This is a genomic window from Nocardia sp. alder85J (genome assembly GCF_020176955.2).
GTDB lineage: Bacteria > Actinomycetota > Actinomycetes > Mycobacteriales > Mycobacteriaceae > Nocardia.
The window spans coordinates 600168-613062 of sequence record NZ_JAIUCZ020000001.1 but is presented as its reverse complement, the minus strand read 5'-3'; the positions used below and the strand labels follow the sequence as shown (position 1 = coordinate 613062).

At 69.5% G+C, this 12895-nt stretch carries 10 protein-coding genes; 1 reads left to right on the top strand and 9 read right to left on the bottom strand.

Annotated features, from left to right (window positions below; translation table 11 throughout):
• Window positions 1–27: 27 nt before the first annotated feature.
• From tpiA to LBW94_RS02800, 8 genes are all read right to left on the bottom strand, one after another.
• Window positions 28–813: a triose-phosphate isomerase gene (tpiA, locus tag LBW94_RS02835; RefSeq protein ID WP_225056440.1), complete on the bottom strand. Its 786-nt coding sequence runs from the start codon at window positions 811–813 to the stop codon at window positions 28–30.
• A 3-nt stretch (window positions 814–816) separates the two neighbouring features.
• Window positions 817–2028, bottom strand: a complete 1212-nt coding sequence (locus tag LBW94_RS02830; RefSeq protein ID WP_225056442.1) for a phosphoglycerate kinase — start codon at window positions 2026–2028, stop codon at window positions 817–819.
• A gap of 5 nt (window positions 2029–2033) precedes the next feature.
• A complete protein-coding gene (gene gap, locus LBW94_RS02825) occupies window positions 2034–3053 on the bottom strand; it encodes a type I glyceraldehyde-3-phosphate dehydrogenase (protein WP_225056443.1) in 1020 nt (339 codons plus the stop codon).
• A 176-nt stretch (window positions 3054–3229) separates the two neighbouring features.
• Window positions 3230–4213, bottom strand: coding sequence for a DNA-binding protein WhiA (gene whiA / locus LBW94_RS02820; protein ID WP_019926973.1), 984 nt, complete (start codon window positions 4211–4213; stop codon window positions 3230–3232).
• The gene (locus tag LBW94_RS02815; protein ID WP_225056445.1) at window positions 4204–5274 is read right to left on the bottom strand and encodes a gluconeogenesis factor YvcK family protein; all 1071 of its coding nucleotides are present in this window, start codon (window positions 5272–5274) and stop codon (window positions 4204–4206) included. Before LBW94_RS02815 ends, whiA begins: the two co-directional genes overlap by 10 nt.
• The gene (rapZ, locus tag LBW94_RS02810) at window positions 5271–6236 is read right to left on the bottom strand and encodes an RNase adapter RapZ (RefSeq protein WP_225056446.1); all 966 of its coding nucleotides are present in this window, start codon (window positions 6234–6236) and stop codon (window positions 5271–5273) included. Before rapZ ends, LBW94_RS02815 begins: the two co-directional genes overlap by 4 nt.
• 214 nt (window positions 6237–6450) lie before the next feature.
• A complete protein-coding gene (gene uvrC / locus LBW94_RS02805; protein ID WP_225056448.1) occupies window positions 6451–8829 on the bottom strand; it encodes an excinuclease ABC subunit UvrC in 2379 nt (792 codons plus the stop codon).
• A gap of 10 nt (window positions 8830–8839) precedes the next feature.
• Window positions 8840–9739: a LysR substrate-binding domain-containing protein gene (locus LBW94_RS02800; RefSeq protein ID WP_225056450.1), complete on the bottom strand. Its 900-nt coding sequence runs from the start codon at window positions 9737–9739 to the stop codon at window positions 8840–8842.
• A gap of 71 nt (window positions 9740–9810) precedes the next feature.
• On the opposite strand from LBW94_RS02800, the gene LBW94_RS02795 reads away from it, so the two are divergent.
• The gene (locus LBW94_RS02795) at window positions 9811–10857 is read left to right on the top strand and encodes a bile acid:sodium symporter family protein (RefSeq protein WP_225056452.1); all 1047 of its coding nucleotides are present in this window, start codon (window positions 9811–9813) and stop codon (window positions 10855–10857) included.
• Window positions 10858–10896: 39 nt separating this feature from the next.
• Here LBW94_RS02795 and LBW94_RS02790 read toward each other — a convergent pair whose 3' ends face one another.
• Window positions 10897–12807, bottom strand: a complete 1911-nt coding sequence (locus tag LBW94_RS02790) for a CocE/NonD family hydrolase (RefSeq protein ID WP_416276851.1) — start codon at window positions 12805–12807, stop codon at window positions 10897–10899.
• Window positions 12808–12895: the final 88 nt, after the last annotated feature.

The window sequence follows — 12895 nt, the reverse complement described above, 5'->3', positions numbered from 1 at the left end:
GGCTCAGGGCAACGAACCGCCCGCGGCTCAGGGCAACGGGCCGCCCGCGGCGATGGCCGACAGGGTGGCGAATTCGTCACCCTTCAGCGAGGCGCCGCCGACCAGTGCGCCGTCGATATCGGTCTGCGCGACCAATTCGCCGACGTTCTTCGCGTTCACCGAACCGCCGTAGAGGATGCGCACACCCCCGGCGACCTCGGCGCCGACCATCTCGGTGAGCTCCTTGCGGAGCGCACCGCACACCTCCTGTGCGTCGGCCGGGGTGGCGACGCGACCGGTGCCGATCGCCCAGACCGGCTCGTAGGCGATCACGGACTTCGACACCTCCTCCGGCGACAGGCCCTTCAGCGAACCGCGCAGCTGTTCCAGGTTGTAGGCGACGTGGGTCTGCGCCTCCCGGACACCGAGACCTTCGCCGATGCAGACGATGGGGGTCATCCCGTTCTTCAGCACCTGCTTGGCCTTGGCGAGCACGACGGCGTCGTCCTCGTTGTGGTACTGGCGGCGCTCCGAGTGGCCGACCACCACGAAGGAACAGCCCAGCTTGGCCAGCATGGGGGCGCTGATCTCGCCGGTGTAGGCGCCGGCATTGTGCACCGACACGTCCTGTGCGCCGTAGGTGATGCGCAGCCGGTCGCCCTCCACCAGCGTCTGCACGCTGCGGATATCGGTGAACGGCGGGATCACCGTGACGTCCACCTTGTCGAAGTACTTGTCCGGCAACGCGAATGCGATCTTCTGCACCAGAGCGATGGCCTCGAGGTGGTTGAGGTTCATCTTCCAGTTGCCCGCGATCAAGGGCTTACGTGCCACCGGTCAGTCCTCCAGAATCGCAATGCCGGGCAGTTCCTTGCCCTCCAGGTACTCCAGCGACGCGCCCCCACCGGTGGAGATGTGCGAGAAACCATCCTCCGGCAGGCCCAGGGTCCGCACGGCCGCGGCCGAATCGCCGCCGCCGACCACGGTGAAAGCGCCCTTCTCGGTGGCCTTCACGATGGCCTCGGCCACCCCACGGGTGCCCGCGGCGAACTTCTCGAACTCGAACACGCCCATCGGGCCGTTCCAGAAGACGGTCTTCGCCTCGGTCAGCAGCGCGCCGAACCGGGACACCGATTCGGGGCCGATGTCCAGACCCGACCAGCCGTCCGGAATCTCGTTGGCCTGCACCACCTTCGACTCCGCGTCCGCGGCGAACTTGTCCGCGATCACGATGTCGCGCGGCAGGTGGATGACATCGGCGTAGGTGTCCAGCAGCTTCTTGCAGGTGTCGACCATCTCGGCCTGCAACAGCGAGGAACCGACTGGAAGGCCCTGTGCCGCAAGGAAGGTGAAGCACATGCCGCCACCGATCACCAGCGTGTCGACCTTCGGCGCGAGCGCCTCGATGACCGCCAGCTTGTCCGACACCTTCGAGCCGCCCAGCACCACCGCGTACGGCCGCCGCGGATCGGCGGTGAGCTTGCGCAGCACCTCGACCTCGGCCGCGACCAGCGTGCCCGCGTAGTGCGGCAGCAGCTTCGCCACGTCGTACACCGACGCCTGCTTGCGGTGCACCACACCGAAACCGTCGGAGACGAACGCGCCGTCGTCGCCGACCAATTCGACCAGCGCCGCCGCCAGCTTGGCGCGCTGCGCGTCGTCCTTGCTGGTCTCGCGCGGATCGAAGCGGATGTTCTCCAGCAGCATGACATCACCGTCGGTGAGGCCCTCGGAACGCGCGAGCGCGTCCTGGCCCACCACGTCACCGGCGAGCTGCACATTGCGGCCCAGCTCCGCCGCCAGCCGCGCGGCCACCGGGGCCAGCGACAGCTTCGGATCGGGCTCGCCCTTCGGGCGGCCCAGGTGCGCGGTGACGATCACCTTGGCGCCGGCCTCGGCCAGCGCCTTGATCGTCGGCGCGGAGGCCACGATCCGGCCCGCGTCGGTGATCCGGCCGTTGTCGAGGGGGACGTTCAGGTCGGAACGCACCAGCACGCCCCGGCCCTCGACCCCCTCGGCCAGCAGATCCTGAAGTGTCTCGACGGCCATGGCGATTACAGCGACTTGCCGACGAGACCGATCAGATCGGCCAGGCGGTTGGAGTAGCCCCACTCGTTGTCGTACCAGGAGTACACCTTGACCTGATCGTCGATGACCTTGGTCAGCGGCGCGTCGAAGATCGACGAGTGCGGGTCGGTGACGATGTCGCTGGACACGATCGGGTCGGTGCTGTACTTCAGGATGCCCTTCAGCGGGCCCTCGGCGGCAGCCTTGAACGCGGCGTTGATGTCCGCGATCGAGGCCTTCTTCGCCAGGTCGGCGGTGAGGTCGGTGATGGAGCCCGTGGGGATCGGCACCCGCAGCGAGTAACCGTCCAGCTTACCGTTGAGCTCCGGGAGCACCAGGCCGATGGCCTTCGCGGCGCCGGTGCTGGTCGGCACGATGTTCAGCGCGGCGGCGCGGGCGCGGCGCAGATCCTTGTGCGGGCCGTCCTGCAGGTTCTGATCCTGAGTGTAGGCGTGGATCGTGGTCATCAGGCCCTTGACGATGCCGAACTCGTCGTTCAGCACCTTGGCCAGCGGGCCGAGGCAGTTGGTGGTGCACGAGGCATTCGAGATGATGTTCTGGCTGCCGTCGTACTTGTCGTGGTTGACGCCCATCACGATGGTGATGTCCTCGTCGGTGGCCGGCGCGGAGATGATCACCTTCTTGGCGCCCGCGGCCAAGTGCCCCTTGGCCTTGGCGGCGTTGGTGAAGATGCCGGTGGACTCGACCACCACGTCCACGCCCAGGTCGCCCCACGGCAGCGCCGACGGGCCCTCCTTGATGGCCAGCGCGGTGATGCGCTTGTCGCCGACCACGATCGTGTCGTCGCCGTCCAGCGAGACATCCTGCGGCAGGCGGCCCAGGATCGAGTCGTACTTGAGCAGCGTCGCCAGCGTGGCGTTGTCGGTGAGGTCGTTGACCGCGACGATTTCGATGTCAGTGGTGCCGAGGGCTTTCTGCGCCTCGACCGCCCTGAAGAAGTTACGCCCGATGCGGCCGAAGCCGTTGATCCCAACCCGGACAGTCACGTTTCGCTCCTCAGCTTTCAAGCGGATTCGTTGCGTTGCCGGGTCCCACCCTAATGCCCAGCTGTTACCTCGCTGACATGCCCCTGGTCACTGTGAACAGCCACCAGCGGCCAGGTCACGATCGAATAACAACCACCGGCCGGTCGGTACGGTCACCCGCACCGCGGCGGAGGACCTCAGGCGTCTTCCAGCAACTCGGCGGTGACCGCCGATTCGGTGTCCGGAATCCCGAGTTCCTTGGCGCGGCGGTCGGCCATCGACAGCAACCGGCGAATGCGCCCGGCCACTGCGTCTTTCGTCATCGGCGGCTCGGCCAGCTGGCCCAGCTCCTCCAGCGACGCCTGGCGGTGCAGCACCCGCAGCCGGCCGGCGGCGGCCAGATGGTCGGGCACGTCGTCGCCGAGGATCTCCAGCGCGCGTTCCACCCGGGCGGCGGCGGCGACCGCGGCACGCGCCGAACGCCGCAGATTCGCGTCGTCGAAATTGGCCAGCCGGTTGGCCGTGGCCCGGACCTCGCGGCGCATCCGCCGCTCCTCCCAGGTCAAACGGGTGTCCTGGGCACCCATCCGGGTCAGCAGCGCGCCGATCGCCTCGCCGTCGCGCACCACCACCCGATCGGTGCCGCGCACCTCGCGCGCCTTCGCCGAGATGCCCAGCCGCCGCGCCGCGCCGACCAGCGCGAGCGCCGCCTCGGGACCGGGGCAGCTGACCTCCAGCGCCGACGAGCGGCCCGGTTCGGTCAACGAGCCGTGCGCGAGAAACGCACCGCGCCACGCGGCCTCGGCATCGGCGATGCTGCCGCCCACCACCTGGGCCGGCAGCCCGCGCACGGGACGGCCGCGCACATCGAGCAGACCGGTCTGCCGTGCCAGCGCCTCACCCTCCTTGGACACCCGCACCACATAGCGGGAGGTCTTGCGCAAACCACCCGCACCCAGGACGTGCACGTCCGAGCCGTATCCGTACAGCTCGAAGATCTCCCGGCGCAGCCGGCGCGCGATGGAACCCATGTCCACCTCGGCCTCGACGATCACCCGGCCACCGACGATGTGCAGGCCGCCGGCGAAGCGCAATAGAGCCGAGAGCTCGGCCTTGCGCGAACTCACCTGCGACACGCTGAGGCGGCTCAGCTCGTCTTTCACCTCGGCTGTCATCGCCACGAGACCCGCTCCTTTCCACCCGACGCAGACTGCACCCGCCGGCCCATGTGCCGTCCTTCGACTCGAAGCTCTGCCTTGTCCGACCGGGGTTGCCGGATCACCTGTTCCAGTGCGGCGGCTAGCTTTCCGGGGTGGTGCCGGTCCGTCCCCGCCTCGGCGACATCGGCAAAGGTTACTCGCGCACGCAGCTGTTCGGCAGCTCTTGCCACATGTTCGCGTTCCCTACCCTCCGGTACGGTGCCGGAGTCCACCACTACCTGATCAACCGCGAAATCCGGTGCGTGCTGGGACAATACATGCAGGTGTCGCTCCGCGGAGAATCCGGCCGTCTCCCCCGGTTCCGCGGCGAGATTGAGCACCAGGATCTTCCGGGCGCGGGTGTGCACCAGCGCGTCGTGCAATTCGGGTACCAGCACATGTGGAATCACACTGGTGAACCACGAACCCGGGCCCAGCACCACCACATCGGCGCGCGCGATCGCGGCCGTGGCCTGCGGACTCGCCGGCGGATCGGACGGAATCAGCCGCACCCGGCGCACCTTGCCCGGGGTGGTCGCGACCGCCACCTGCCCGCGGATGCACCGGCTCACCCGCGGATCCGCTTCCAGGCCGGACACATCCGCCTCGATGATCAACGCGGTCGGCGACATCGGCAGCACCCGGCCGGTGCAGCCGAGCAGCCGGGCCGCCTCGTCCAGCGCGGCCACCGGGTCGCCGAGTACCTCGGTCAGTCCGGCCAGGATCAGGTTGCCGACCGAATGCCCGGCCAGCGCGCCGGTGCCGCCGAACCGGTGCTGCATCGTGCGGGCCCACAGCCCGTCGGTGTCGTCGGCCAGCGCCGCCAGCGCCATCCGCAGATCGCCCGGCGGCAGCATGCCCAGCTCGGCGCGCAGCCGGCCGGAGGAACCGCCGTCGTCGGCCACGGTCACCACCGCGGTGATCTCCCGGGTCAACCGCCGCGCGGCGGTCAGGGTGGCATACAGCCCGTGCCCGCCACCGAGCGCGACCAGGGCGGGCCCCGCACCGGAATCGTCCGCCGCGGTCTCGTTCCGATCGGTCATTCGCGCCCCAGATCCCGATGTACCACCCGCACCACGTCGGCGGGTGCGCCGTCGTCGGCGGCGCCGAGCAGTTCACCGAGCGCCTCCGCGAGCGCCACGCTGCGGTGCTTGCCGCCCGTGCAGCCCACTGCCACGGTCATGTATCGCTTCCCCTCTTGGCGGTACCCGTCGGTCGTCAGATCGATGAGATGACGACAGGTCCGCAGATAGTCGTCGGCCCCCGGACGGGACAGCACGTACTCGCTGACCACCGCGTCCTGTCCGGTGAGTTCACGCAGTTCCGGTACCCAATGCGGATTGGGCAGGAAACGCACATCAAACACCATGTCGGCGTCCAGTGGTACTCCGTACTTGAAACCGAACGATTGGATTGTGAGTTGCAGCGCCGTCGGCGTGCCGCCGCCGTACGCCTCCTCGAGTTTGCGGTGCAGCTGATGCACCGACAGCGCGGTGGTGTCGATGACCACGTCGGCGGCCGTCTTGACCGACGCCAGCCGGGCCCGCTCGGCCGCCAGGCCCGCGGACAGCGTGCCGTCGGCGCTCTCGCTCTGCAACGGGTGCCGGCGCCGCGCGAAGCCGAACCGGCGGATCAGCACGTCGTCGGACGCCTCCAGGAACAGCACCCGGGTGCGTACTCCATTCGACCGCAACTGTTCGATGACCGCCGACAGATCACCGGTGAAGAAGCGGCTGCGCACATCCATCACCAGGGCGAACTTGGTGATCGGCGGATCCGCGGACACGCCCAGTTCCACCATCCGGCCGATCAGGTCCGGCGGCAGATTGTCGGCGACGTACCAGCCGAGATCCTCCAGCACCCGGGCCGCGGTGCCGCGCCCGGCGCCGGACAGGCCGGTCACGATCACCACCTCGACCGGCCGGTCGGCACTCGCGGCCGGGTGGGTCCGGCCCGCCGCGGACCCGCGGTCAACGGCACTGCTGCTCGATTCGACGCTCGTCATGTCCTACCGGGTCCGTCCCTGCCTGTCACTGTTGTCGATTCCCGCCGGGCCACGCGGCCACGCAGCGCGTGGACGGGTGGTCCCGAACATCCTCGCACCCGGACCCGGTCACGTGTTCGATCCACGCGGCCGGGCAACGGGCCCGTCACCGTATCAACCTGCCGGAAACATCAACCTGCTCGAACAACACCGGTACATCGCCTCGCGCGCCGCGCTACTCCGCGTTCCGGGCCGACAGCTCCCCGTGGAGAGCGGACAACACCGCCCTCGCCGTCGCCACGCCGATGCCGGGCACCTCCGTGATCTGCTCCACCGTAGCGTCCTTCAGCCGCGCGACCGAGCCGAAATGGGTGACCAGCGCGGTGCGCCGCGATTCGCCCAGTCCCGGAACCTCGTCCAGTACCGAGGCCGTCATCCGGCGCGAGCGCTTGCTGCGATGGAAGGTGATGGCGAACCGGTGCGCCTCGTCCCGGACCCGTTGCAGCAGGTAGAGGGACTCGCTGTTGCGCGGCATGATCACCGGATCGGGCTCGCCCGGCACCCAGACCTCCTCCAGCCGCTTGGCCAGACCGATCACCGCCACATCGGTGATACCGAGCTCGTCGAGCACCTCGGCAGCCGCGTTGACCTGCGGCGCGCCGCCGTCGACGACGTACAGGTTCGGCGGATAGGAGAATTTGCGCGGTTTACCCGTCTTCGGGTCGATGCCGGGCAATACGGACGGATCTTCGGCGCTTTCCGCTTCGAGCGTGTCGAGGTCGCGCCGCAGCCGCTGGAACCGCCGCCGGGTCACCTCGGCGATGCTGGCCACATCGTCGGAGCGACCACCGCCGGCCGCCTCCTTGATGGTGTAGTGCCGGTACTCGGACTTGCGGGCCAGGCCGTCCTCGAACACCACCAGCGAGGCGACCACGTCGGTGCCCTGCACATGGCTGATATCCACACATTCGATACGCAGCGGCGCGCTGTCCAGTTCGAGCGCGTCCTGAATACCTTGCAGCGCAGCCGATCTCGCGGTCAGATCACCGGCCCGCTTGAGCTTGTGCTGGGCCAGCGCCTCCCGTGCGTTGCGCTGCACGGTCTCCATCAGCGCCTTCTTGTCGCCACGCTGCGGCACCCGCACATGCACCGCCGACCCCCGCAACCGCGACAGCCAGTCCTGCAACTCCACCGAATCCGGCGGCAGCGCCGGCACCAGCACCTCGCGCGGCACCACCGTCGCCGGACTTTCGGACTGCCCGGCCAGCGCCTCGTCCAGCAGCGCCGCCTGCTCCCCGTAGAACTGCGTGAGGAACTGCTCCACCAGCGCCCCCAACTCGCCCCCACCGGCAACCGGCTCGAGCGCACCCGGCTGCTCCTCGGCGTCACCGGGCTCGACTTCGGGCTGCCCACCAGTGGTCTCGTCCCCGAGATCCCGCTGCTCAGGGGCACCCGATGCGGGCGCAACCTTCACCCCTGCCGCCGGCTCGCGCCCGGCTCGCGCGGCAATACCCGGCTCGGGACCGACGTGCTCAGCAGCGCCGGACTCGCCCCCGACCTGCTCAGCAGCGCCGGACTCGGCCGTCGCGGCGACACCCGATTCGGCCCCGGCCCGCTCAGCACTCCGGTCCGGGCCCGCCTCGGCGGCACCCGGCCCGAGTCCCGCCTCCGCGGCAGCCTCCGATTCGGGCTCGGCCCCGCCTCGCGCTGCCGCCAGGCTCGCGTCCAGGACGTCGCCGGACTTGTCGACCACCCAGCCGCGCTGGCCGCGCACCCGGCCGTCGCGGACGTGGAAGATCTGGACGGCGGCCTCGAGTTCGTCGGTGGCGAAGGCGATCACGTCGGCGTCGGTGCCGGTGCCGAGCACCACCGCCTGCTTCTCCAGGGCGCGCTTGAGCGCCTGGACGTCGTCGCGCAGCCGGGCGGCGGTTTCGAAGTCGAGGTCCTCGGCGGCCGACTGCATGCGGCGCTCCAGGTCGCGGACCATGCGGTCGGTCTTGCCGGAGAGGAAGTCGCAGAAGTCCTCGGCGATGTGCCGGTGCTCCTCGGCACCGACGCGGCCGATGCACGGCGCCGAGCACTTGTCGATGTAGCCGAGCAGGCAGGGCCGGCCGATCTGGTTGTGCCGCTTGAACACTCCGGCCGAGCAGGTGCGCACCGGGAACACCCGCAGCAGCAGGTCGACCGTCTCCCGGATGGCCCAGGCGTGGGCGTAGGGACCGAAGTACCGGATGCCCTTCTTGCGGGCGCCGCGGTAGACGAACACCCGCGGATACTCCTCGTTCATGCTCACCGCGAGCATGGGGTAGGTCTTGTCGTCGCGGTACCGGACGTTGAACCGCGGATCGAACTCCTTGATCCAGTTGTATTCCAGCTGTAGCGCTTCCACCTCGGTGGACACCACGGTCCACTCGACCGAGGCGGCGGTGGTGACCATCTGGCGGGTGCGCGGATGCAGGATGGCGATATCGGCGAAGTAGGAGTTCAGACGGCTGCGTAAGCTCTTCGCCTTGCCGACGTAGATGACCCGCCCGTGCGCGTCCCGGAATTTGTAGACGCCGGGGTCGACGGGGATCGTGCCCGGTGCGGGCCGGTAGGTCGCGGGATCTGCCACGCCAACCAGGTTAACGATCGGCACCGACAGCGACGGCCACGCGGCCGCCGGCCACGTTCGCGCGCACCCGGCGGGCCCCGGCCGCGATCGCCTCGCACAGCGCGCGCTCCGGATCGGTCGGGGTGCGGTGCCGCCGGATCAGCACGAACTCCAGCTCCCCGAGATCGGGCAGACTCGGGTCGTCGACCGCGAAAACATCTGCTGGAAGCAGACTTTCGGCATGCACGAGGACCCCGAGCCCGGCCAGCACCGCCGCCCGCAACCCCAGTTGACTGTCGCTGACACAGGCCACCCGCCACGACCGCCCCTCGCGCTCCAGCGCGCGCAGCGCGGTCAGCCGGGTGAGGCTCGGCGGCGGGTAGGTGACCAGCGGGACGGGATCGGTGAGATCGGTGGCGCCGCGGCGACCGGCCCACACCAGCCGGTCCCGCCACAGCAGTTCGCCGTGCTGTTCGCCGGGCAGCCGCTTGCCCACCATCAGGTCCAGTTCACCGGCGGCCATCCGGGTCTTGAGGTTCTCGCTGAGCCCGACCGTCAGTTCCAGATCGACCCCCGGATGGGCACGCTGGAACTCGTACAGCACGTCGGGCAGTTCGCGGCCCACCACGTCGTCGGAGGCGCCCAGCCGGATCAGCCCGGTCAGCCGCGAGCCGGAGAAGTGCCGTTCGGCCTGCTCCTGTGCCTCCAGGATGGTCCGCGCGAAGCCGACCATGGCGGCGCCGTCGGCGGTGAGGGCCAGGTTGCGGGTGTCGCGGCGGAACAACTCCCGGCCCGCGGCCAGCTCCAGCCGGGCCACGTGCCCGCTGACCGTGGACTGCCGCAACCCCAGGATGCGGCCCGCCGCGGTGAAGCCCCCGGCCCGCTCGACCGCCAGGAAGGTGCGCAGCAATTCGGGATCGAACATATTCATCACGATAGCCGTTCAGAGATATCGGTTCCAACGACTTCTGCGTTCAGTACCGGTCGGCATACGGTACTCGGGTGAACCTTCTCGCCAAGCTCCGCATCGAACCGTTCATGCTCGGCATCCTGGCCAGCGTGGCGGTCGGCGCGGTCCTGCCCGCCTCCGGTGCGGCCGCGGACGTCCTGAACTGGGCCACCAAGATCGCGATCGCGCTGCTGTTCCTCCTCTACGGCGCCCGGTTGCAGCCACAGGAGGCGCTGGAGGGGTTGCGGCACTGGCGGCTGCACACCACCGTCCTGGCCGCCACCTATGTGCTGTTTCCGCTGATCGGGCTGGTGTTGCGGATCCTGGTCCCGTCGATACTGACCGACGACCTCTACACCGGCGTGCTGTACCTGTGCCTGCTGCCGTCCACCGTGCAGTCGTCGATCGCCTTCACCTCGGTGGCCCGGGGCAATGTGGCGGGCGCGGTGGTGAGCGCCTCGCTGTCGAACCTGCTCGGCGTGTTCGTCACGCCGCTGCTGGTGATGCTGCTGATGCACACCACGGGCAACGTGCACGTCTCCGGCGGGCAGGTGCTGACCATCGTGGTGCAGCTGCTGCTGCCGTTCTTCGTCGGGCAGGCGCTGCGGCCGTGGCTGGGCCGACTGATGCGGCACAAGTCGGTCACCAAGACCGTCGATCGGGGGTCCATCTATCTGGTCGTGTACTCGGCGTTCAGCGCCAGCATGACCGAGCACATCTGGCACGGGCTGTCGGTGTGGCGGATCCTGGCCGTCGCCGTGGTGTGCGCGATCATGCTCGCGGTCGTGCTGGGCATCACCACCGCCGCGGGTCGGCTGCTGGGCTTCTCCTGGCCCGACCGCATCGTGATCACCTTCTGCGGCTCCAAGAAGAGCCTCGCCACCGGACTACCCATGGCGACGGTGCTGTTCGCGGGGCACCCGGTGGGCCTGATCGTGTTGCCGCTGATGATCTTCCACCAGATCCAGTTGCTCACCTGCGCCTGGCTGGCCGGGCGGTGGGGCCGGGAGGCCGAGGCGGCCGGCGCGGCGACGGCCACCGCCGTCACGGCCACCGCGGCGACGGCCGAGGCAGCACCCACCACCGCGCCCAGCGCCTGACAGGACCGCGAATCCGGCACTCGCCCAGCCCGATTCGACCTATCTGGTCACCGGGAAGTGCGCGCTCCCGGGGCCGCCCGCCGGGACGATCGGCAGCACGATCTCCGACGGGTGGACCGGATCGTGCAGGATCGTCTGGGTGGCGCCGAGCACGTTCGCGCTCTGCCCGAAGGGCTCACCGGTGTTCGGATTCGGCGCGTACTGCGGGAAGTCGCTGCTCGAGATCTCCAGCCGCAGCCGCGAATCCGCCGGCACCAGATAGCTGGTCGGCCAGATCCGGATGGTGTACTGGTACGGCCGTCCCGGTTCGATCGGCGTCGCGTGATCGGCGCCGTCCCGGAAGGCCGTGCGCAGGATGCCGTTGTTGAGATTCTCGGTACTGCCGTCCGGCGCCACGGCGATCAGTTTCGCGGTGAAGTCGGTGTCGACGGCCGTGGAGGCGGCCCACAACTTCACCTCGATCGGCCCGGTGAGCTCGGTATCGGCGGACATCCTGCCGGTGGTCCAGGTGAGCACGTCACTGCGCTGTTCGACCACGCCCTGATCATCGGGCCCCTGCGGGCCACTCGAGGCCGAACAGCAGGAATGACCACCGGCGCTCGGCACCGGATTCAGCGGGTCGTAGTAATAGGTGTCCGGTGGCTGCGCCGCGGCGGGAACGGTGGTGGTCAGCGCCCCGGTGCGGCCGGCGATGGTCGGCGCCCCGGAACCGGAGAAGTAGTAGTCGGTGAACCGGGTGTCCGGCAGCGGCCAGGCGGTGGCGGACTTCCAGATGTTCGCGCCGCGCAGGAAGTAGTCGACCATGGGCGTGCCGGTGACGACCTTGTTGTCCGCGCCCTTCAGGAAATGGTCGAACCAGGCCAACATCAGATCGTTGACCGGGCTGTCCCCGGCGGCGCCGGCCGCGGACAGCAGCGGCGCGGACAGACCGGTGCCGGGCCGGCCCCAGCCGATATGGTCCCACGGCCCGATCACCAGCCGTTCGCCGGCGCGGGCCTCTGGGGTGCCACCGTGCTGCACCATGCCGGTGAAGTTCTCGACGCCACCGGCGAGGAACGCGTCGTACCAGCCCTCGATGTCCAGCACCGGGACGTGCACGTTCGCGTACCGGTCCCGGATGCTCCACTGCTTCCAGTAGTCGTCGCGCGCGGAATGCCGGATCCAGTCGAAGAACCACGGCGCGACCGCCGGATCGCCCGGATGCATCGGCGGGAACTGTTGATAGGGCCGGTAATTCAGCCAGCGGGTGCTCTGGGCGCTGTCGGCCTCCAGCTGTTCCGCCGTGCCGGCGTCGCCGCGGTTGGCGGCCGCGGTCGAGCCGATGGTGCCCATCGCCCACGGTTCGACGAAGGCCAGGCGGAATTCGCCGCCGTCGTAGGTCCAGCCGTCGTAGTAGTCGGAGGCGGTGTTCGCGGGCACGATGGTGGTCAGATGCGGCGGGGTGGCGGTCGCGGCGAGCCACTGGGTGGCCCCCACATAAGACGAACCGTACATGCCGACCTTGCCGTTGCTGCCCGGCAACGCCGCCGCCCATTCCACGGTGTCGTAGCCGTCGGCACCGTCGTTGGCGAATTCGGTGAAGCTGCCGCCCGAGGCGCCCTGCCCCCGGATGTCCTGCACGACAACCAGATAGCAGTGCGAGGCGAACCACTCCGGTGACTGGTAGCGGTACGGCTGGATCTGGGCGGCATCCTTGCCGTACTGGGTGCGCATCAGGATCACCGGTACCGGGTCCCCGGTCTGCGGCCGGTAGACATCGGCCTTCAGCACCACGCCGTCGCGCATGGTCGCGGGCACGTTCTCCCGTTTGCTCACCGCACAGGGCCCGCGCCCGCTCGCGGGCGGCCAGGTGCCCGCGGCGATCGGCGTACCGGACCCCTGCGGCACCGGCGAGGTACCGCCTCCGCACCCGCTCAGCATCGACGCGGCTACCGCGACTACGGCGATCATCCGGCCAATTCCGCTGCGCCGCAGCCCGATCCGCGCCATGCGCCGACGGTAGCACCGAACCCGGCCGGGTTCGACCGGATCAGGCGTA

Bases quoted from the DNA above. Each gene is read 5' to 3' on its own strand.
- LBW94_RS02830 (WP_225056442.1), bottom strand. From the start codon at position 2,028: ATGGCCGTCGAGACACTTCAGGATCTGCTGGCCGAGGGGGTCGAGGGC.
- LBW94_RS02815 (WP_225056445.1), bottom strand. From the start codon at position 5,274: ATGACCGATCGGAACGAGACCGCGGCGGACGATTCCGGTGCGGGGCCC.
- rapZ (WP_225056446.1), bottom strand. From the start codon at position 6,236: ATGACGAGCGTCGAATCGAGCAGCAGTGCCGTTGACCGCGGGTCCGCG.
- LBW94_RS02800 (WP_225056450.1), bottom strand. From the start codon at position 9,739: ATGAATATGTTCGATCCCGAATTGCTGCGCACCTTCCTGGCGGTCGAG.
- LBW94_RS02790 (WP_416276851.1), bottom strand. From the start codon at position 12,807: ATGATCGCCGTAGTCGCGGTAGCCGCGTCGATGCTGAGCGGGTGCGGA.